This is a genomic window from Mycolicibacterium baixiangningiae (genome assembly GCF_016313185.1).
Classification (GTDB): domain Bacteria; phylum Actinomycetota; class Actinomycetes; order Mycobacteriales; family Mycobacteriaceae; genus Mycobacterium; species Mycobacterium baixiangningiae.
This window is the reverse complement of sequence record NZ_CP066218.1, coordinates 4,270,252-4,291,143: the sequence shown is the minus strand read 5'-3', so window position 1 is coordinate 4,291,143 and position 20,892 is coordinate 4,270,252. Positions and strand designations below refer to the sequence as shown.

18 protein-coding genes are annotated in these 20,892 nt (G+C 68.8%); 6 read left to right on the top strand and 12 right to left on the bottom strand.

Translation table 11 applies throughout. The annotated features are described in order from the left end of the window. Positions 1-119 precede the first annotated feature (119 nt). A complete protein-coding gene (locus tag I7X18_RS20325; RefSeq protein ID WP_193043810.1) occupies positions 120-758 on the bottom strand; it encodes a helix-turn-helix domain-containing protein in 639 nt (212 codons plus the stop codon). A gap of 88 nt (positions 759-846) precedes the next feature. Next, on the bottom strand, positions 847-2,136 hold the full coding sequence (locus tag I7X18_RS20320; RefSeq protein ID WP_193043809.1) for an amidase: 1,290 nt from the start codon (positions 2,134-2,136) through the stop codon (positions 847-849). Positions 2,137-2,464: 328 nt separating this feature from the next. Between I7X18_RS20320 and I7X18_RS20315 the strand changes: the two genes are divergently transcribed. Beyond that, positions 2,465-3,910, top strand: coding sequence for an MFS transporter (locus I7X18_RS20315; RefSeq protein WP_193043808.1), 1,446 nt, complete (start codon positions 2,465-2,467; stop codon positions 3,908-3,910). Positions 3,911-3,980: 70 nt separating this feature from the next. On the opposite strand, the gene I7X18_RS20310 is transcribed toward I7X18_RS20315, so the two are convergent. Genes I7X18_RS20310 through I7X18_RS20295 form a run of 4 tightly spaced genes read right to left on the bottom strand, consistent with a single transcriptional unit; the run spans position 3,981 to position 7,844 of the window. Next, positions 3,981-4,643, bottom strand: coding sequence for a GntR family transcriptional regulator (locus I7X18_RS20310; RefSeq protein ID WP_193043807.1), 663 nt, complete (start codon positions 4,641-4,643; stop codon positions 3,981-3,983). A gap of 44 nt (positions 4,644-4,687) precedes the next feature. Then, the gene (locus tag I7X18_RS20305) at positions 4,688-5,677 is read right to left on the bottom strand and encodes a transketolase family protein (RefSeq protein WP_193043806.1); all 990 of its coding nucleotides are present in this window, start codon (positions 5,675-5,677) and stop codon (positions 4,688-4,690) included. After that, positions 5,674-6,510 carry a transketolase gene (locus I7X18_RS20300; protein ID WP_193044024.1) on the bottom strand — a complete coding sequence of 279 codons (837 nt, stop codon included), beginning with the start codon at positions 6,508-6,510 and terminating at the stop codon, positions 5,674-5,676. The genes I7X18_RS20305 and I7X18_RS20300 overlap by 4 nt, the downstream gene beginning before the upstream one ends. Continuing rightward, positions 6,510-7,844 (bottom strand): MFS transporter, encoded by a 1,335-nt coding sequence (locus I7X18_RS20295; RefSeq protein ID WP_193043805.1) that lies wholly within the window; start codon positions 7,842-7,844, stop codon positions 6,510-6,512. The genes I7X18_RS20300 and I7X18_RS20295 overlap by 1 nt, the downstream gene beginning before the upstream one ends. A 196-nt stretch (positions 7,845-8,040) precedes the next feature. On the opposite strand from I7X18_RS20295, the gene I7X18_RS20290 reads away from it, so the two are divergent. Both I7X18_RS20290 and I7X18_RS20285 read left to right on the top strand, forming a co-directional pair. Further along, the gene (locus tag I7X18_RS20290) at positions 8,041-8,871 is read left to right on the top strand and encodes a sugar phosphate isomerase/epimerase family protein (RefSeq protein WP_193043804.1); all 831 of its coding nucleotides are present in this window, start codon (positions 8,041-8,043) and stop codon (positions 8,869-8,871) included. 10 nt (positions 8,872-8,881) lie between these two features. Then, positions 8,882-9,649 carry an SDR family NAD(P)-dependent oxidoreductase gene (locus I7X18_RS20285; protein ID WP_193043803.1) on the top strand — a complete coding sequence of 256 codons (768 nt, stop codon included), beginning with the start codon at positions 8,882-8,884 and terminating at the stop codon, positions 9,647-9,649. Here I7X18_RS20285 and I7X18_RS20280 read toward each other — a convergent pair. Further along, positions 9,624-11,078 carry an FAD-dependent oxidoreductase gene (locus tag I7X18_RS20280; protein ID WP_193043802.1) on the bottom strand — a complete coding sequence of 485 codons (1,455 nt, stop codon included), beginning with the start codon at positions 11,076-11,078 and terminating at the stop codon, positions 9,624-9,626. The two genes, I7X18_RS20285 and I7X18_RS20280, sit on opposite strands and share 26 nt — an antisense overlap. Next, positions 11,075-11,482, bottom strand: coding sequence for a hypothetical protein (locus I7X18_RS20275; protein ID WP_193043801.1), 408 nt, complete (start codon positions 11,480-11,482; stop codon positions 11,075-11,077). Before I7X18_RS20275 ends, I7X18_RS20280 begins: the two co-directional genes overlap by 4 nt. A gap of 192 nt (positions 11,483-11,674) precedes the next feature. Between I7X18_RS20275 and I7X18_RS20270 the strand changes: the two genes are divergently transcribed. Together I7X18_RS20270 and I7X18_RS20265 are read left to right on the top strand one after the other, a co-directional pair. Next, positions 11,675-12,625 (top strand): methylenetetrahydrofolate reductase, encoded by a 951-nt coding sequence (locus I7X18_RS20270; protein WP_232375287.1) that lies wholly within the window; start codon positions 11,675-11,677, stop codon positions 12,623-12,625. Further along, entirely contained in the window at positions 12,622-13,377 is a 756-nt protein-coding gene (locus I7X18_RS20265) for a class I SAM-dependent methyltransferase (RefSeq protein ID WP_193043799.1), read from the top strand. The genes I7X18_RS20270 and I7X18_RS20265 overlap by 4 nt, the downstream gene beginning before the upstream one ends. 3 nt (positions 13,378-13,380) lie before the next feature. Here I7X18_RS20265 and I7X18_RS20260 read toward each other — a convergent pair whose 3' ends face one another. Next, positions 13,381-14,961 carry a GTPase family protein gene (locus I7X18_RS20260; protein WP_193043798.1) on the bottom strand — a complete coding sequence of 527 codons (1,581 nt, stop codon included), beginning with the start codon at positions 14,959-14,961 and terminating at the stop codon, positions 13,381-13,383. Further along, the gene (locus tag I7X18_RS20255) at positions 14,958-16,625 is read right to left on the bottom strand and encodes a dynamin family protein (protein WP_226862610.1); all 1,668 of its coding nucleotides are present in this window, start codon (positions 16,623-16,625) and stop codon (positions 14,958-14,960) included. Before I7X18_RS20255 ends, I7X18_RS20260 begins: the two co-directional genes overlap by 4 nt. On the opposite strand from I7X18_RS20255, the gene I7X18_RS20250 reads away from it, so the two are divergent. Further along, the gene (locus tag I7X18_RS20250; RefSeq protein ID WP_226862609.1) at positions 16,612-17,454 is read left to right on the top strand and encodes a DUF4396 domain-containing protein; all 843 of its coding nucleotides are present in this window, start codon (positions 16,612-16,614) and stop codon (positions 17,452-17,454) included. The genes I7X18_RS20255 and I7X18_RS20250 overlap by 14 nt on opposite strands. 10 nt (positions 17,455-17,464) lie before the next feature. Here the strand turns inward: I7X18_RS20250 and I7X18_RS20245 are convergent, their stop codons facing one another. Both I7X18_RS20245 and I7X18_RS20240 read right to left on the bottom strand, forming a co-directional pair. Then, positions 17,465-20,317 carry an FAD-binding and (Fe-S)-binding domain-containing protein gene (locus I7X18_RS20245; protein ID WP_193043797.1) on the bottom strand — a complete coding sequence of 951 codons (2,853 nt, stop codon included), beginning with the start codon at positions 20,315-20,317 and terminating at the stop codon, positions 17,465-17,467. After that, entirely contained in the window at positions 20,314-20,859 is a 546-nt protein-coding gene (locus I7X18_RS20240; protein WP_193043796.1) for a TetR/AcrR family transcriptional regulator, read from the bottom strand. Before I7X18_RS20240 ends, I7X18_RS20245 begins: the two co-directional genes overlap by 4 nt. Positions 20,860-20,892 lie beyond the last annotated feature (33 nt).

Below are 20,892 nucleotides of genomic sequence, written 5' to 3'. Positions count from 1 at the left end.
AGTCGAGCGATCGCCCGCTGTTCCGTCGAGGACAACACAAGTGTTCTGTATTACAGAACACTTGTCAAGGCAGGAACCGCACCCGAGGAGTCAGGTTCGGCCCCCGCGGAAAAGTAGCGTCAGCGCGTGGCGTTCGATATCCAGGCGGCCCGGGCCACCCCTGGTCCTTCATTCCAAAATCGGTGTGGCCGTGAGGAATCGAACGCGATCGAGTCGCCGACACCGAGGACGTAGGTGTCGAACTCGACCTGGACGTGCAACCGGCCTTCCAGGATCAGACCGAACTCCGAACCGTCATGGCGGATGAACGCGTCGTTGTTCGACGACCGCGGTGCGGCTTCGTAGACGATCTCGCGGAAGTCGATCGGCGTGTCGGTGGACGGTGTGAGCAGCTCCCAGCGCACCCCCGGGCTCGCCTCGATCACCTGGCGTTCGCCGGACCTGACCACGTATCGGCCCTCCCCGGGGGTCCGCGGCACGCTCGGGTCCGCCCCCGGCTGCGCCGGGACATCGGCGCGATCGCTGTCGCTGAACAGTGAGTCCAGCGACACGTTGAGTTCAGAGGTGATCGCGTAGAGCAGGCTGATCGACGGCGCGACGATGTCGCGTTCGACTTGGGACAGATGCCCGGGGGACACATCAAGACGACGGGACAGCTCGCGAAGTGACATCTGCCGCGCTTCCCGCGCCTCGCGCAGACGTGCCCCCCACGGAGGCGTCAGGGCGGGTTCCGGAACGCGGACCTGCGAGTCAGCCACGAACCGAGTGTAGGCGACCGACGTTCACTTTCGGATCGCTACACACCGGCCGTTCACTGGAAGTGAACGCGCGGTGGGGGCGCGACGCTCACCTCGGGCGGCACAGGGAGTCGGCCAGCCGCAGGAGCGCACGACCGTCGCCGGTGCCGACGAGTTGGACTCCCAGCGGGAGGCCGTCGGAGAAGTCGGCGGGGAATGTGGTGGTGGCCAGACCGAGTGCCTGCCACGGTCTGCTCATGATCGGGTTGCCGGTGGCCGAGAGTCCCTCTGGCGCTGTGCCCTGGGCGGCGGGCGCCAGGATCGCGGCGTCCCCCGAGCCGAGTCGGTGGACGATCTCCTGTCGAGCGGTGTGTACACACTCGGTCGCCAGCTCGTAGCTCGTGTGGTCCAGCGACGCACCGTCGTCCAGCAATTCCTGCAGGGTGGGACTCAAAGAGCCCCTGGGCATCGTGGCGGCTCGGCTCTGACGTGCGGCCTCGTACGCCATGATCCGGCGATGAGCCTCCACGAGGGCGACCGCTTGCGCGTCGAAGTCGATTTCCTCCACTGCCAGCCCTAGCTGCCTGGCATGTTCGGCGATTCGGTCGACCGCGGTGAGCATTTCGTGGTGCACACCGAACGGTGCCCCTGGCCGCCAGACCAGCACCGTCGAGATCGGCTGTGGCGAAGGGTCTTTGGTAGCCGGCGGCAGGATCGCCTCGAGCACAGCCGCGAGACCGAGCGCATCGCTGCCCAGAAAGCCCGGAGCATCCAGAGACTCGGCCAGGCCCGCTATTCCGTCGGTTCCCATGAGGCCGTGGGGCAACACGACCGCGAAAACTCCGCAGTATGCGGCGGGACGTGTCACCGACGCCGCGGTCTGGGTACCGATCGCCAGAGGTGTCATACCGGCAGCGACAGCCGCCGCCGAACCCGAACTCGACCCGCCCGGCGTGTGCCCGACATGACGCGGATTGGCCGTGGGACCCGGGGAGAAGTACGCGAACTCCGTGGTGACGGTCTTGCCCAGGATCACGGCCCCGGCCTCGCGCAGCGCCCGCACGATGGCCGCGTCCGACGAGGCGGCCCCGTCCGACGTGGCGGCTGAGCCACAGCGCGTCGGAAGGCCACGCACGTCGACGATGTCCTTGACCCCGATCGGAAGACCGTGCAGTGGGCCGCGTTGTCCGGCCGGCAGCTTGTCCAGTAACCGAGCCTGTGAGCGGGCACCTTCCTCGTCCAGGTCAACCCATGCATGCACGTCATTCTCGACGACGGAGACTCGCGTGAGAGCGGCCTCGACGCATTCCGTGGCCGACAGTTCACCGCTGGCCAGCGCCTTGATCGTCGGCAGCAAGGCGAAATCTGCCGAAACGTCGCTGTGGGTCGAGGTGTGCATCGCTCCCCAATGTCCAGGCAGCAAGCAGGTGCCGCTGCTGTTCTGCTTTAGAAAACACCCTGACCGCCGCCACGTCAACGACCGGCCGCACAACCCCGAGCGCCGGCACTCGAATTGCCCACCGCTGCGGCGATATATGACCGCCACGTTAAAAGTGGCTGTTGCTATTGACCCGCGATGTTCTTTAACTGTAAACAAGTGTGCGTTGTCACAGAACACCCACGGATCGCTCGGGAATCACGCCCTCTCCGCTCGAGCCGCCAGCGGCTTCTTGTCCTGCCTCAGTTTCGGGTCCGCTCCCGGGTCCATGTTCAATGAAAGAAGCATTATGACCTCAGACGCGTTGAATCCACCCCTGTCGTCAGTGTGTCCGGAGACCGGGTTGCCGCTGCTGGCCGACGGAAAGGTCGACAACCGGCGAAACCAGCATGGAGAGCACGGGGACTCGGTGTCGGGGGAGACCCGCCGCAAGGTCGTCCTGGCCGCGCTGGCCGGCAACTTCGTCGAGTGGTACGAATTCGCGGCGTACGGGGTCGTCGCTGCGTTCGTGGCCCATGAGTTCTTCTCGCCCGATGACCCGGTCGCCGCACTGCTGGGCGTCTATGCGGTCTTCGGCCTGGCATTCGTCGCTCGCCCCATCGGCGGTATCGTCATCTCCCGCTTCGGCGACACCCTCGGCCGCAAGGCCGTCATGTCCTTCTGCATCGTCGCGATGTCGGTGACGACCTTCGGTATCGGCGTGCTTCCGAGCTATGCCGCGATCGGCATCGCCGCTCCACTGCTGCTGTTGCTACTGAGGCTGTTGCAAGGTGCCGCGGCAGGCGGTGAATGGTCCTCGGCGGTCTCCTTCGTCTTCGAGCACTCACCCTCGACGAAACGCGCACGCTGGATCTCCTACCTCGCCGCGTCGACCTACCCCGGCCTGCTCGGGGGTGTCGGACTGGGAGCGATACTGGCGCTGGCGCTCGGGCAGGACGCGTTCGAGTCCTGGGGCTGGCGCATCCTGTTCCTGGTGGCGCTGCCGCTGGGCGCAGTGGGGCTCTTCATCCGTCGCCGCGTCGAGGAATCACCGGCCTTCATCGCTGTGCGGCAGGAAACCGAGCAGCTGGCGAAGAAGGCGTCTCCGTTGCGAGAGGCCTTCGCGCAGTACCGCCGGCCGATGTTGGCGCTGTTCTTCATCACCATCACCTACATCACGGGCGTGTACACGAACTCCGCTCTGTATGTCACGTTCCTGATCAGGAACGACTACACCGCAGGCCAGGCGCTCAACGCGAACCTGACCGGATTGGCCTTGATGACAGGCGGCGTCCTGCTCTTCGGCCCGATCTCCGACCGCATCGGCCGCAAACCCACCCTCCTCATCGGTCATGTGCTACTCGGAGTGGCGATCTTCCCGATGTTCTGGCTGCCGACGCAGTTCGGCACCATGTGGGCGGCGATGCTGGGCTGTGGGCTGTTCTCCCTGGCCATCGCCTTCATCGGTGCGCCGGTGCTGACCTCGCTGCCCGAGCTGTTCCCGGCGCATGTGCGAGCGACCGGGGGAGCGCTGCCGTACAACCTGGCGACGATCATGGCCGGGTTCGCCCCGTACATCGCCATCTGGCTCAACGACCGACTCGGCACTCCGATGGCCTACCCCTTCTACGTCGCGGGGTTGGCAGCCGTCGGGATCGCCGGAACGTTGGTGCTCTATCGCGATCCGAGCCGGTACTCCCGCCAGGAACTGGAGAGTCTGCGGGTGGAGCGCCGAACCCGGACTAACGCGCTGTGACGTCCGACAGCTGAGAACTCCTGGGTGCGGTGCGCGTCCCCGATGCGCACCGCACGCATGCGTGCACCCGTCAGGCGTCGACGAGGACCGAAGCCGCACCGGCCATGTGTTCGCGCACGGTGGCCGCCGCAGCGTCGCCGTCACCGGCTTCGATCGCGTCGACGATCTCGAGGTGGCGGCGGGCGTCCATGTTCTTCAACGCACGGTCCACACCGGCGAACATGATGGACATCCGGATGCTGCCCTCCAGCGACGACCACGAGTGCAGCAGCGTCTCGTTGCCCGACAGGTGACACAGCGTCCGGTGGAACCGCAGATCGGCCTCGATCCGGTCCTCGAGGTTCGACGCCGCCCAGCGGCCCATCTCCTCGACGGCGTGCCGCAGCGCCGCGACGGCCTCGGACCGGTCTGTGTGTGAGGCCACCAACCTGGCCGCCAGCGACTCCAGTGCCGCGCGCACCTCGAAGATGTCCCTGATCTCCTTGGCATCGAGGTGACGCACTGACAGCCGCCCGCGCGCACCGGCCGAGATGAGACCTTCCTGCTGCAGCTGCCGCATCGCCTCGCGCAACGTTCCGCGACTGATCTGCAGCGCCTCGGACAATTCGGTCTCGACCAGATGGGTGCCGGGCGTGAGCTGTCCGGTTGTGATGGCACGGCGCAGCGCGGTCAGCGCCTGCTCACGCAGGCTGGTCTTCTCCAGGCGCAGCAGCGATGTCGCATCGACGCTCATGAGGTGCTCCCTGACTGTCAACATTTGGCTGTTGACATCAAAGGCTACAGGCGGGCGAGCACGGTGGCGACGATCTGCGCGGTCGACAGGCCGTAGCGCTCGTGCAGGGTCGGCAGGGCGCCGGCCGCAAGGAACTCGTCGGGTAGGGCGACCGGGGTTATCTGCTTGCCGATTCCGCGACGTGCGACGGCCGAGGCCACCGTCTCGAACAGACCGCCGATGACAGTGTGGTTCTCACATGTGAGCACCAGACGGTCCGTGTCGACCTGCGCGAGAACCGTTTCGGCGTCGAACGGCTTGATCGTCGGCGTGTGCACCACCGCGACGTCGACGTTGTCGTCCGCCAACCGCTCGGCGGCCTGCAGTGCCCGCATCGTCATGAGCCCCGACGAGATCAGCACCACGTCGGCGCCGTCCCGGAGGACCTTGGCCTTCCCCAATTCGAAGTGGTAGCCGTACTCGTCGAGCACCGTCGGCACGTTGCCGCGTAGCAGCCGCAGATAGGTCGGGCCGGGATGTTCGGCCAGCTGGGGGACTGCCTGCTCGATGTCGACCGAATCGCAGGGGTCGACAATCGTCAGATTCGGCATCCCGCGAAAGATGGCCATGTCCTCGGTGGCCTGGTGCGACGGCCCGTATCCGGTGGTGAGTCCGGGCAGTCCGCCGACGACGTTGACGTTGAGATTCGGTTCGGCGATGTCCAGACAGATGAAGTCGTAGGCGCGCCGCGCGGCGAAGACCGCATAGGTCGACGCAAACGGCACCAGCCCCGTCTCCGCCATGCCGGCGGCAGCACCGAACAACAACTGCTCGGCCATCCCCATCTGGAAGAATCGCTCCGGGAACGCGTTCGCGAAAATGTGCATATCGGTGTACTTGCCGAGGTCCGCCGTCAGACCGACGATCCGGTCGTTCTCGTGGGCGGCGCGCACCAGTGCATGACCGAACGGAGCGGGTGCGGTCTTCTGGCCAGGGTCGGCGAACGAGGCGATCATCGCCGAGGTCTTGAGCTTCTGTGGCGCAACGGATGTCATGCGGGTACCCCTTGAAAACCCTCGGTGAGCTGGTCGCGGCAGATCTGCCACTCGTCGGCGTCGATGCGCATGAAGTGCGCCTTGTCTCTGTTCTCCAGCAGCGGTACGCCGCGCCCGACCCTGGTGTCGCACAGGATGACCGACGGACGGTCGGCCTCCGACGCCGCGATGCGGTCGAACGCGTCCAGTAGGGCGCCGACATCGTTACCGTCGACGCGCTGGGTGTACCAACCGCACGCCGCCCATTTGTCGGCGACGGGTTCGGTGCGGAGCACACCGGCGGTGGGCCCGTCGGCCTGCAGCGCGTTGATGTCCACCATGGCGATCAGATTGCCCAGCCGGTGGTGGGCGGCGCCCATCGCCGCCTCCCACGTCGAACCCTCGTCGAGCTCACCGTCGGACAGGAAGTTGATCACGCGGGCCGAGGAGCCCTGGTGCCGCAGTCCGAGCGCCATACCGACCGCGACGGTCAGGCCGTGGCCGAGTGAACCGCCGGAGATCTCCACTCCTGGTGTGTAGCTGGCCATTCCGGACATCGGTAGTCGGGAGTCGTCGGACCCGTAGCTCTCCAATTCCTCGGTGTCGATGATGCCGGCCTCGGCCAGAGCGGCATACAGGCCGATGGCGTAGTGCCCCGTCGACAGCAGGAACCGGTCGCGTCCTTCCCAGTGCGGGTCGTCGGCGCGGTAGGTGAGTTGATCGGCGTAGACGGCGGCGAGCATGTCGGCGGCGCCCAGGGCCTGTCCGACGTACCCCTGCCCCTGCGCCTCACCCATGTCGAGTGCGTGGTGACGCATCCGGTACGCAGCGTCGACCACCCGTCGAGCCCGCATCACGCGGCCAGCGCGTGGGAGTCGTCGGCGGCCTTGGCGGCGGCCCTGCGCTCGGCGGGCCCCCACGTCTCCTTCGTCGCCAGCGCGGCCCACAGACCGATCGCGGCATACCCGGAGAACAACAGCGCCGGGCCCACCCAGCCGAACCCCTCGTACAGCAGGGTGGTGATGAACGGCGTGAATCCGGAGACCATGGCCGAGATCTGGTAGGCCAGTGACGCACCGGAAGCCCGGGTGTTGGCGGTGAACAGCTCGGGGAACCAGGCGCCCTGCGCCCCGGCCAGCGCGTTCTGGCAGACGCCGTACGAGACGGCGAACGTGGCGACGATCACCAGCGCCAGACCGGTGTTGACGAGAAGGAACATCAGCACGCCGAAGGGAATCGCGAACGCGCACACCGCGATGTAGACGGGACGGCGGCCGATCTTGTCGGTCAGACGGGCCCACGCCATGGTCGCGAAGATGCCGAGGAAGGAGGCGATGCACAGTGCCACCAGGGTTTCCGTGCTCGTGGCCAGACCCGCGTTCTTGAGGTAGCTGATCATGTACGTGATCGATACCGCGTAGCCTGCGGTCTCCGCGATGCGAAGGCCGATGCCGCGCACGATGTTGCGCCAGTCCTTCTTGACGACCTCGACGATCGGCGCCCTGACCACCTGGCCCTTGCTCTTGACGTCCTCGAAGACCGGCGACTCGGGCACCCTGGCGCGAATGATCAGTCCGACCATGACGAGCACGATGCTCGCGAGGAACGGCACCCGCCAGGCCCAGTCGCCGCCCAGGTGGATGCTGACCAGGAAGACGAGATTGGCGAGCAGCAGGCCGACGGGGAAGCCGGCCTGGACGATGCCGGTGTAGCGGCCCTTCTGCTTCCACGGTGCGTGCTCGTAACTCATCAGGATCGCGCCGCCCCACTCGGCGCCGAACGCAAGGCCTTGGACGATGCGGACCGTCACCAGCAGGATCGGGGCGAGGACACCGACGGCGGCGTAGGTGGGCAGCAGGCCGATCGCGAAGGTCGCCAGGCCCATCACGATCAGCGAGGCGACCAGCACCGGCTTGCGGCCGACCTTGTCACCGAGGTGGCCGCCGATGATGCCGCCGATCGGGCGGGCGGCGAACCCGACGCCCAACGTGGCGAAGGCCGCGAGCGTGCCCGCGACCGGACTGGAATTGGGGAAGAACGCGGTGCCGAAGTAGAGGGCGGCCGCGGTGCCGAACCCGATGAAGTCGTAGGTCTCGATCACCGCGCCGACGCCGGAGCCGATCGCTACCCGCTTGGCGTCGGGGGTGCCATGCACCGGGCCCCGCATCTTCAGAGCGTCGTCGCTCATGTCGTCATCCTTCCAAGTCCTGGCCTACCCGGTTTCCCGACTGGCAACCCACCTCACTGTTGACGGTCAACAGTGCGCTACGTCACTCAGTGTGAGCGCGCCCACACGCTATGTCAACAGTCGACATCGGATAGATGTTGTTAGTTGACTGTTGACAGTCGACGGGTTTACTGTGGTGGTCATCACAGGAGGTGACATGACCCGGAGATTCCACTCGCGCCTGGGTTGCTCGACGATCAGCTTTCGTCACCAGGCGTTGCCGCAGGCCCTCGCGACCATCGCCGGCCTCGGCTTCACGGAGATCGACCTCGGCGCCCTGCCCGGTGTCTGCGACCACGTCCCGTATGTCCTGGACGAGCCCGCCGTCTCTGACGTCGCCGCGGTCGTCGCCGCCTCGGGACTACGTGTGCGATCGATCAACGGCGATATCGGCGACCTCAACGCGCCCCTGACATCTGCTGAGCAACTGGCCCGCGCGCGCCATCTCGACATGCTCGTCGCCCTCGCGGCGGCGACCGCGGCCCGCGCGGTGGTGCTGCCCTGCGGTGCCCTCGACCACGCGCCGCGGCGTTCCCTCGATGAGGATCTGGACCGGGTCGCCGATGAACTCGTCTCGGCCGCGCACGTGGCCGCCGCCGGGCGGGTCGAGCTGTGGACCGAATCGCCGCACCTGCACAGGCTGTGTTGCGACATCGCGCGGGCGCAGGCGCTCACCAGTCGGTTCGGACCCGAGGTGGGCATCGTGATGGATTTCAGCCACATCGTCGCCTCGGGCGCCGACCCCGTCGATTTCGTGGACCGGTTCGGCCCCCGCATCGCGCACGTCCACGTCCGCGACGCCGTGCCCGGCAACATCAACCTCTCGGTCGGCAACGGTGCAGTGGACTTCGCGCGGGGCCTCAAAGCTCTCGCCGACGCCGGCTATCACGGTCACTTCGCGCTCGAACTCGAGACCCGCGACATCACCCACGACGAGCGCCCCGGCGCGGCAGTCCGCGCCGGACACCTCATCTCGGAACTGATCTAGGAGACAACCCATGCAGAACAAGACCGCAGTCATCACCGGCGCCACGTCCGACAAGGGCATCGGCACCGCCGTCGCCGAGCGCTACGCCCGCGAGGGCTGGGCCATCGTCGTGCTCGACCTGGACGGCGAGAAGTCGGCGAAAGTCGCCGCCGAGATCGGAAACCAATACGCGGTGCCCGCTTTCGGCCACGCCGTCGACGTCACCTCAGAGGACTCGGTCACCGCGGCGCGCGACGCCGTCGCCGCGGAAGTGGCCGCGGGGAACCTGCCTGCGGTGGGCGCGCTGGCCAACATCGCCGGGATCACCTCGCCCGTAGCTTTTCTGGAGACCACGCTCGAGCTGTGGAACACGGTGATGGCCGTCAACGCCACCGGTACCTACCTCGTCTCCAAGGCTTTTCTGCCCGACATGATCGACGAGGGCTGGGGGCGCATCGTCAACATGTCCTCGGTCTCCGCGCAGCGCGGTGGTGGCGTGTTCGGCAAGGTGCCGTATTCGTCGGCCAAGGCCGCGATCCTGGGCTTCACCAAAGCATTGGCGCGGGAGATCGCCCACACGGGTGTGACCGTCAACGCCGTCACTCCGGGTGCGGTCGACACCAACATCCGGGTCGGATCCACCGACGAGCAGGAGGCCAAGCTCGCCGCTGACATCCCCGTCGGGCGTACCGCCACCGCCGACGAGGTCGCCGCGGTCATCACGTTCCTGTCCAGCCAGGACGCCGCCTACCTGACCGGCACCACGGTGGACATCAACGGCGGCAGCCACATTCACTAGCCGAGACCAGTGGCAGCGCCGCCGCCCACGCCGAGCGGTCTGCCGAGTCACCGGCCCACGCGATGTACCCGTCGGGCCGCACCAGCACCGCCGGCCCGCCGTCGCTGCGTTCGGTCTGCCTGCCGTCAAAGGCTTCGACAACCGGGGCGCCGCGCTCACGGACGAGGACGAACCCCGGGGTGCGCAGCAGCTCGGTGAGACGCCCAGCGGTCAACGGGATCTGAGTGGCGCGGGTGCCGACCGGACCGATCCCCGGGTATCGGAGTTCAGTACCCGCGAAGCTTCCCGCCACGGCGTCGCGGACCTTTGGCACCCGAAGAAGTCTGGGAGCCAAGAGGTTCCGGAGTAGCCGTGCGGCCCGCGGATGCAGCGTGATGCCACGCGCCATCAGTCCGGACTGCCGTAACACGCGTCTGCCGATCGGATGGCGCTCGGCGTCGTAGGTGTCGAGGAGCGCATCGTCGGCGCCGGCGAGGACGGCGTCGATCTTCCAGGCGAGGTTGGCGGCGTCCTGGATGCCGGTGTTCATACCCTGCCCGCCCATGGGGGAGTGCACGTGCGCGGCATCGCCGGCCAGGAACACCCGGCCGTAGCGGTACTGCGCGACTTGCCTTTCGTCGCAATGGAATCGTGACGTCCAGCTGACGGCGACCAGGCCGGGGTCGGCGGGGAACGCCCGGGCGAGGACGCCGCTGATCTCGGCGTGGTCGGCGGGTACGTCGTCGGCCACCTGGTGATGGCGGTCCCACACCATGGCGCGGTACCACGACCCGTCGGCGTCATGGCGGTCATAGGGTGCGAGGAACCCGAACACATCCCGGGTGCTGCCCACCGTCAGCCCGCCGCCGGTGGGCCCGTCGGCCAGCTTGACGTCGGCGAGCACGAGCGAGGACAGGATCGTCGTGCCCGGGAAGTCGACGCCCAACAGGGATCGCACCGTGCTGTGGGACCCGTCGGCGCCGACGATGTAACGAGCCCGCCAGGTGCTCTGCTGGGACGGATCGTCATGCGCCCGGGCGGTGACGGTCACACCGTCCAGATCCTGGTGAATCGCCACGACTTCGGCGCCTCGGCGGATGTCGGCGCCCTGGTTCTGCGCATAGCGCGCGAGCGCCTGATCGACGTTGGTCTGCGGGGTGACCAGCACGAATCGGTACGGCGAGTCCAGATGGGTCAGGTCGATCCGCGCGCCGGCGAAGATCGACACCCCCGGTGCCCGGTGGCCGTTCGCGATCAGGTCGTCGGCGATACCGCGCGCATCGAGGGTCTCCAGCGTGCGCGCCATCGTGGCGAACGCCCGGCTCGACGGGTTCGGGGTGGGCCATTTCTCCAGGACCACGACGGAGCGTCCGGCACGCGCGAGGTCGCCGGCGGCGGTCAGGCCGGTGGGGCCGGCGCCCACGACGACGACGTCGACCGTGGCGGTCATCGGCGTCGCGCTTCCGGGTCCGGGTAGTACCGGCGGATGTCGTCGGGGGTGGCCTTGGCTTCGCGGTTGAACACGAACCGGCAACCCGGCTGGGCCGTGTGCGCGGCGTTGACGATCGCCTCGAACAGCAACGTGTTGCCGGCGATCAGGCGTATCCCGGCGCCGATCAAGACCGCGTCATAGTGCCTGGCGCCCAGCCAATTCCGCGCCTTGTCAGCACCCGCCTCACCGAAGTCGACGAGGCAGTTGTCAACGTGGTAGCCGGCGGCGCGCAACTCGTCGACGTTCCTGTCGTTGGCCGCGCGCAGCGCGTCTTTGGACAGGCCGGCGAACTGGGCGAAATCCGGGGAGGTGTAGTCGATCACCCCGGGGTCGAGCCCGATCTGGATGGCGGTCACGGTCATGCGAACGGCTCCTTCGCGCAAGTCAACATCTGTTGAATTAGACGTTAGACCGGCCCATTGCAGATGTCAACAGTCGTTGACTACGCGGCGGCGTGCGGGATTCGCTTGGGAGGGCGATCCGCCGGGTACATGGCTCGAACGAGCGACTGTGGAGGGGCGACGTTGTCGACGGACCTGCAATGTCCCAAGCGGATGCAGTACGGGCCCTGCGGCGGTGTCCGACCCGACGGGCAGTGCGAAATGCGCACGGGCCCCTGCGCCTTTCCCGACGTCGTGCCCTGGTCGGGCGTCGCACCGGCGCCGCAGCCCGCACCGGCGCCACTCGTCCTCACCGACTTCAGCTGCACACCGTTCGACGAGGACGACGCCGCCGCGACCGCCGCCGTCCTCGCGCACTCGTGTGACGCCGTCCTCGTCGGCGAGCACCAGAACCGGCCGGACTTCCCGCCGACGCTGATGGGCCGTCTGCTGCTCGAGGCCGGGGTGTCCCCGGTCATCACGCTGTCGTGCCGGGACCGCAACCGCATCGTCCTCGAACAGGAACTGCGTGGGCTGCGCACGATCGGTGTCAGCACCGTGCTGTGCGTAACCGGCGACGGCCGCGGGTACGACGTGCGCCCGGATGTCACGCAGACCTTCGACCTCGACGGGCCACGGCTGGTCTCGCTGGCGGCCTCGGTCGGCATGGTCCCGGTGGTCCCGGAGACTCCCACCGCGCCGCCGGTGCACGCCCGGCCGGCCCGTCTGGTCGAGAAACAGCGCGCCGGGGCGAGCATCGCGGTACTCAACCACGTGCCATTTCCCCAGACCATCGCCGACTTCATGGCGTCCGCGCGGGCGGGCGGGTTGTCGATCCCGGTGGTCGCCGCGGTCGCGGTGTTCACCGATGTCGTCTCCGCCGCCGTCCTGCAGGGCCTGCCCGGCCTCGAACTCGACCAGGCGGTGGTGGAGGAGGTCCTCGGGGCGGCGGATCCGGTGTCGGCGGGGATCGCGGCCGCCGTCGCCGAGGCGCGGGCGCTGCTGTCGATCGACGGCGTCGAGGGCGTCAACGTTTCCGGCTCGGCGTCCGCCTCCGGCACCCGGGAGGGTGCGGAGATCAAGGCGGAGGTCGGCCGGCTCATCAAGGCCCAGGAGGCTGCATGACCGAAGCGATGGACGCCGAGTTCGACACCGTGGCCGAGTGGACGGCGCAGGTGGCCGCGGATCTGGGGCCGGAGTACCACATCCCCGCGGGCTGCCGGGGCAGCGGAAGCCCGGCCGCCCTGGACTGGCTGATCGACCAGTTGGCGTTGACCTCAGACGACTCGCTGCTCGACTGCGGCGCCGGCGTCGGCGGACCGGCTGCCTATGCCGCACAAGCGGTCTCGCTGGAGCCGGTGCTCGTCGAACCGGAAGCGGGCGCCTGCCGCGCGGCGCGCACCCTGTTCGGATTCCCCGTCGTGCAGGCGGTCGGGTCCGCGTTGCCGCTGGCGGATGCGTGTGTCGACGCCGCCTGGTCGCTGGGTGTGTTGTGTACGACGCCGCATCAGGTGGAACTGCTCGCCGAGATGCGCCGGACGGTGCGGCCGCCGGGACGCATCGCGCTGCTCGCGTTCGTGGCCCGTGAGCCGCTGCTGACCAAACAGCCTGAGGGCAACCACTTCCCGACCAGGGCCGAGCTGACCGGATTGATCGGCGACGCCGGCCTGCAGATCCAGAAGTGGCGGAGCACAGCCGATCTGCCGGGCATCCCGAAGGAGTGGACCGAGCGCGTCGACGCGGTCACCGACGCGCTGAGCGATCGGCACGGCACCTCGCGGGCCTGGCAGTTGGCCGAACGCCAGAGCGGACGCATCGCGGACCTGCTCGCCGAGGGCGCGCTCACCGGCGAGATGCTGGTGCTCGGTCATGCGTGAGCCTCAGCGGCCGACGCCGTGCACCGCCGCCGACAGCTGCCCGTAGAGCGACAGCTCATTTCGTAACGGCGCCAGCACCAATTCCTCGGCCACGCCGTCGACGCGTCGGTGCAACTCGGAGGCCACCCGTCGACGGCGTCGCGCCGCGCCCACCGCCACGAACGGCCGCACCAGGACCCGAAGAAGCAGGCCCAGTCCGAGTCCACCGATGAACAGGACGGTCGGCAACGCGAACGGTCCGAACTCCGGGGCGTCGAGGTCGATCTGCAGGTACGCCAACACCGCGAGCGCACCCAACCACACACCGCCCGCCACGGCCACGGCGATCAGCAGCCACTGCAGGGCCCCGAACAGCCGCCACCAGCGCGGCGTCCTGGCCATCCCGAGATCGGCCCCGCCGACCACCCTGTCCAGCGCATCGGGGACGGCTTCGGCGTGAGATCTCGCTGCCTCGCGCATGATTCGCGGCCACGGTGCGGGCAGCCCGTCGGATGCGGTGTCGGCCAGTGCCCGCACCGCACTGTCGACCCCGGCCCGCGACGCCGCCGACCCCGAGGGCATCGACGTTCGCCGTAGGACCTCGCCCTGGGCGTCGGAGGCACCCAGTCCGAGACGGCGCAACGGATCCGGGCGGAACTTGGTCACCCAGCGCACCGGCGGCCACCCGGTCGCGGCCAGACCGCGGCGGGTGTAGGCCCGGCCGACGGCATCGACCACCGTCGGAACCGCGGCCGCGCCGGCGAGTGAACCGCGCAGATGCCGCTCGGCGTCCCGCAGGGCGGGTTCCGACCGCCGCGTGGGGACCAGCGGGGTCAGCCGGGCGGCCATCGCGTCCAGATCGGCACTGACCCGGGCCGTGCGCGCCCGGTGATCGGCCACGGTGGACACCAGGAACTCGTGCAACTCCGACGCCCCGTCCGGTTTGACGGCTGTCGTGGCTAGCACCGGCACGCCCGTCAGGCCGTCCTCGGCGAGGAGGCGGTGCAGGTCGTGCATGCACGACGCCAGGTCGGGCAGGGAAAGCCGGTCGGCCTGGTTGAGGACGACGACCATCACCTCGCGGTGCGCCGCCAGCGGACGCAGGTACTCGTCGTGCAGGACGGCGTCGGCGTACTTCTGCGGGTCGAGCACCCAGACGAACGCGTCGACGAGGCGGATCAGCCGGTCCACTTCGGCGCGGTGCGCCGCCTCGACGGAGTCGTGGTCGGGCAGGTCGAGCAACAGCAGCCCGGACAGCTGCGGGGCGGTCGACGCATCGGCGGCCTGGCGGTTCCGGATCTCCAGCCAGTCGAGGAGTTCCGCGGCGGGGGACGGTCCGAAGACGACGGCCTGCGTCGCCGACGTCGTCGGCCGCCGGATGCCCACCTGCGCCAGTGGCGCCCCCGCAATCGCGTTGAACAACGAGGACTTCCCGCTTCCGGTCGCACCCGCCAGCGCCACCACGGTGTGCTCACCCGACAACCGCAGCCGCGTCCCGGCGCGGGCGTCAAGACTGCGCACGTCGGCGAGCACGTCCTCGGGGAGCCGGCCGGTGCCAAGGGCCGCCACCGACGACAACGCCGCCAGCCGGTCGGTGAGCGTCACTGCAGCACCGCCGCAACACGATTCGCGGCCGCGCGTAGCTCGTCACCGCTCACCGCCGAGGACGCCGATCCGAGGACCTGGTGGTACCGGGCGGAGTCCTCGGCCAGCAACTGGCCGACGCGGGCCAGGAGTTCGTCGCGGGCCTGCCGGGCCAGACCGCGGACGGCCTGCTCACCGAAGATGGCCTCCAACACCTTCTGGCTGGCCACCGTGGTGCCGCCGGCGACGGCGATCTCCGCACCGGTCAACCCGGCCGTCTGGCTGAACACCGCGAGCATCACGACCAGCCCGGCGCCGTTGACGCCGTAGGACGCCAACCGTGCCCCTGACCGCTTCGAGGCACCCTCGGTGCGGACGAGTTCGAGCACGAAACCCTCCCAGTCGCGGACCAGCCGCTCGACGGCCTCCGGCAAACCCGCTGCGGGATGGGATAATTCGTCGGTGAGCAGGAGGGCGCCCGCCTGATGGCGCGCCCAGCACCCGTAGGCCGCTTCGCTGGCGTCCTCGACCGCGGCGCGCACGACCGTGGCGATGCCGCTCTCCAACGCCGACCCCAGTTCCTCCACCGGAGTCGACCGCCCGGTCACCGCGGAGACCATGCGGTCGCGGATCCGACCGACCCGGGATTCCAGCCGGCGCAGGAATTCGCCGGTGCCCACCACGTCCTGCCAGCGCGCCAGCACCTCGCCGCGCAGCATGGCGCCGTCGCGGATCGCCTCGTCGACCCGTGCGAGCGCCCCGTCGTAGGAGGACTGCACGCACGACCCCAGTTGGGCGCGGACGTCGGCCTGATCGTCGGCCGCGCCGGCCAGGGCGTACGTACGAGGCGGGAGGCTGCGCAGCGCACCGTCAAGCGTGTAGCGCACCACCGATGCCCGCTGTTCGGCGTCGGCGGTGAGGCCGCCGAGCCAGTCGCGGATCGGCGCGATCGACTTCTCCTTCAGCCGCCCGTTGCGTAGCGACTGCTCGACGATCACGAACAGCGGAGCCCCGTTGAGCCCGCCCGCGGCGAGCATGTCCGACAGGTGTCCCGCGACGTCGTGGACGGCCTCGGGCGGGCAGCGGTCCAGGACGACGGCGATCGCGGTGCCGCGGTCACGTGCGGTGTGCAGCATGTGCCACGGCACGGCGTCGGCGTAGCGGGCCGCCGTGGTGAGGAAGATCCACAGATCGGCGGCGGCCAGCAACGTGCCCGCGAGCTCGCGGTTGGTGCTCACGACACTGTCGATGTCCGGGGCGTCGAGCAGTGCGAGGCCGGGCCCGATCCCCGGGTGGGGCGCCAGCCGCAGGCCGTCCGGCCCCGCCGACCGCGGCAGTTGCGGCAGGATCCGGTCGTCGGTGAACCACTGCAGATCGGTCGGATGACAGACGATGACCGGGCCGCGGGTGGTCGGGCGCAGCACGCCCGACTGGCTGACGTCGGCGCCGACGAGTGAGTTGATCAGCGTCGACTTGCCCGCACCGGTCGAACCGCCGACCACCGCCAGCAGCGGAGCGTCGATGCTCCGCAACCGCGGGATGAGGTAGTCGGCGAGCTGTCCGGTCAACTCCCGGCGGTCACGCTCGGCGGGCCAGGCCGACGGCGCCGGGAGCGGAAACGTCGTCCGGTCGAGCGCCGAGCCGAGGGCGGCCACCGCATCGAGGAGGTCCATGGCCGCCGTCATCTCTTCAGCCTGCAACACGCGACGGCCGCGGCGGGCTGCTTTGGCGACCGACCCTTGCGCGGTATACCCCCCAGGGGTACGGTGCAGATACCCCCACAGGGTATGCATTCCGGCGAAGGAGCAGATGATGACCGTGCACGCCCACGATCATGACGGCATGGACCACTCGCCAGCCGGCCACGCGCACCACGGACACGGTGGCAATGTCAATGTCAATTTCAATGTCAACGCGATGGCGCTCAGCGCGACGCTGCACTGCCTCACCGGGTGTGCGATCGGCGAGATCGCCGGCCTGATCATCGGCACCGTGCTCGGCCTGAGCAACCTGGCCACGATCGGACTCGCCGTCGCGTTGGCCTTCCTGTTCGGCTACGCGCTCTCGACGCTGCCGCTACTCAAGGCCGGCCTCGCGCTCGGCACCGCACTGAGTGTCGTGCTGGCGGCCGACACCTTGTCGATCCTGACCATGGAGATCGTCGACAACCTCGTCATGGCCGTCATTCCCGGCGCGATGGACGCCGGCTTGGTCAATGCGGTCTTCTGGGTCGCCATGATGATCGCGCTCGGCGCGGCGTTCCTCGCCGCCTATCCGGTCAACCGCTCCCTGCTCCGCAGAGGCAAAGGCCACGCGCTGACCCACGAATACCACCACGGCGGCCAAAACCTCGCCGGCGCAAGAAGATTCATCCCCTCGTTCAGCACGGCAACCTTGGTCGCGGCGATCACTGCGTTCATGCTCGGCGGCCTGGTGGTGTCGATCGCCGCCGAACTCGGGGACCCCGGCGCGGGCGGGCACGCGCAATCGTCGAACATCGCCCCGGGTTGGTGATCACGTGGTGTCACCGCCTCGGGTCGAGGAGTTGTGCGAGGTGCAGTGACGAGCGATCGGCGTCCAACTGGCGGACCTGCATCTGACAGCTGAATCCGTCGGTGAGCACAGCGGCGTCGGCCGGCGTCTCACGCAGGGCTGGCGCGAGACCCTGCTCGGCGACTTTCATGCTGACGTCGTAGTGATCCTTCTCGAACCCGAAATTCCCTGCTACACCGCAACATCCGGTCGCCTCACGAACCCTGCTGACTCCGAGTGCCTGCAGGGCCTTGCGCTGCGCGGCCGCGCCGAAGACCGCGTATTCGTGGCAATGCGTCTGGACCGTCACCTCATCCGGAAGCTGATGGTCCGGTCGCCAACCCTTTTCCGCTGAATCGGCGACCATCTGGGCGAAAGTGTGGATCCGCGCGGCGACCCGGCGAGCGGCGTCGGTGTGGATGAGTTCCGGCAAGTCTGTGCGAAACGCCGCGGCGCAACTCGGTTCGAGGACGACGATCGGCCGGTCGGTGCCGTCGTCGAGCACCTCGGCCGCTTTCGCGAGGCGCCGTTTGGCCTTGGTCAGTTGGCCTGTCGAGATCCACGTCAGGCCGCAGCAGGCGTCCGTGCGGCACTCGGTGGACAGTCCCGCGTCTGCCAGCACGCGGGCCGCGGCGCCGGCCACCTCCGGGCGGAACCCACGGGTGAAGGTGTCGGCCAGGAGGACGACGTCACCCTCGGTGCCGGCGGCCGGGAGCTCCCGCCGGATCTGTCGGGCGGAGGCGAACGCCGGCAGCGTGCGGTGCGGGGTGAGACCACCCGTCCGGGCCGCCATCCGTCCCATCCGTCCCCGGGTGAGCAGATTGACCAGCGGCGCCATCCGGGTGGTCAGTTCGAGCCACGTGGGCAGCCATCCGAGCGTGTAGTGCGACATCGGCCTGCGGCGGCCGCTGTAGTAGTGGTCGAGGAACTCGGACTTGTAGGTGGCCATGTCGACGCCCACCGGGCAGTCGGTGGAACAGGCCTTACACGACAGGCACAGGTCGAGTGATTCCTTGACGTCCTCGGAGCGCCAGCCGTCGGCGACGGTCGGGGAGTTGCGCACCATCTCCTGGAGGGCACGCGCACGTCCGCGGGTGGAGTCCTTCTCGTCGCCGGTGGCGCGGAAGCTCGGACACATCACGCCGCCGCTCGACGCGCGGCAGCGGCCCACCCCGATGCAGCCCTGTACCGCGTGGACGAACGGCGCGACCGGAACGTCGTGGGTCGGGGTGAGTTCGAAGGAGGTCGGCCAGTCGCGCCCGTCCACCCCTGACAGAGACAGGTTGTCCAGCAGCGGTTCGGGATCGACGATGGATCCGGGGTTCAGGATGCCGAGCGGGTCCCAGATCCGCTTGAAGCGGGAGAACGCCGCCATGGTGGCCGGGCTGTACATCAGCGGCAGCAGCTCCGAGCGCGCACGGCCGTCGCCGTGTTCACCCGACATCGAACCGCCGAATCGCACGCACAGTTCGGCCGCGCGGCGAATGAAGCGCGACATGACGTCGCGGCCCTGCTCGGTCCGCTGGTCGAAGTCGATGCGAATGTGCATGCACCCTGCGCCGAAGTGTCCGTACATGACGCCGGTGAGCCCGAACTCGGCGAGCAGGGCCTTGATCGCGACCAGGTAGTCGGCCAGCTGATCGGGGGCGACCGCCGAATCCTCCCAGCCGGTCCACGACTCTCCGCCGTCGACCAGGCGGGCCGACAACCCGGCGCCGTCTTCGCGTACCCGCCACAGTGACGCGCGTTCGGCGGGGTCGGCCACCACCCGGGCCTCGATCAGCCGTCCCGCGCGGTGCAATTCGGCCACCAGCTCTGCCCCGCGCGCTTCCACCTCGGCGCGGTCTTCGCCGTCGATGTCGACGTAGAGCCACGCGTTGCCCGCCGGAAGCCCCGTCACGGATTCGGGGCCTCGCCGATGGCGCATGGTGTCGACGATCAACGAGTCGATGCCTTCGATGGCGGCGGGGGAGTAGCGCAGGATCAACGAGTTGTCCCGTGCGGCGTCGACCAAATCCGCGTAGCCCAGGCACAGCAACATGGCGGACGGCGCCACCGGCACGAGTGACACCGTGGCGCCGACGACGACCGCACAGGTGCCCTCGGTTCCGACCAGCGCCCGCGCCACGTGGAAGCCGTTCTCCGGCAGGAGGTTCGCGAGGTGGTAACCGGACACCTGCCTGGGGAAGCGCGCCAGCTCGAGCCGGAACTCGGCGAGGTGTCCGTCGGTCAGTGAACGGAGGTCGGCGGTGATGCGTTCGGCTGCGGCGACCGCGGAGTCATCGGCCGGGTCGGTGGCGTACACCCCGTCGCTCGTGGCGGTGAGACGGTGCCCGGCCGCGGTGACCACGTCGAGCGCCACGACGTGGTCGGAGGTGCGGCCGTAGCGCACCGAGTGGTTCCCGCACGCGTCGTTCCCTATCGCACCACCGACGGTGGCCCTGGACTTGCTCGACGGATCCGGCGCGAACGTGAGCCGTTCAGCTGTCGCGCGCTGGACGTGCCGCTGAAGATCGGTGAGGACGATGCCGGGCTGGACGTAGGCGGTGCGTGCCGGCTCGTCGACGCGGGCCACTGCGTTCATGTGCCGGGAGAAGTCGAGCACCAGACCACGGCCGATCGCGTTGCCGGCCAACGAAGTTCCGCCACCTCGGCTCGTCACCGGCACGCGGTGGGCCGCGCACACCCGAACCGTCTGCACCACGTCCTCGATCGAACGCGGGAATATCACCCCCAGTGGCGGGAGGCGATAGTTGGACGCGTCGAAGGCGTACTCCGCCCGCCGCCGGGTGGAGGTGTCCACATCGATGCCCATGGCCGTGAGCTCGGTGACGATGCTGTTCATAGCGACTTTGCCTCCAGTCCCGCCAGGATCACGTCCAGAACACGATGCGTCCGGCTCTCCCATTCCGCATCGTCGAGGCGGGTCAGGAAGCCCAGTAGCAAAACCACGTCCCGGGAATCGATGTCACGACGGATCTGGCCTTCGGCCTTACCGGCCTGCAGTAGCGCGGTAACCGCGTCGTCGATCGGTCCTGCGCTGTGGCCGGCGAGTTCGTTGCGTGCGGAATCCGTTGCGGCGGCGAACACCTGGCGCTTGACCCGGGCGTAGTCCGCGACCCTGCCGAACCACAGGGCCAGTGCCTCGATGGGCGTGTGCTGGGCAAGGAGTTCGGACGCGGCGGCGACGAGCGCGTCGACGTCGTCGCGATAGACCTCCGCCAGTAGTACCTCGCGAGTGGGGAAGTGGCGATAGAGCGTGCCCTGGCCGACGCCTGCCGCCTTGGCGATCTCGTTCATCTTCACGTCGTGGGAGGCGACGATGCGCTCACGCGCCGTCGCCAGAATCCGCGCTCGGTTCTGTTCGGCATCGCTGCGGCGCTTCACCGCGCACACCTCGAGCTAAACGGACACGTGTCC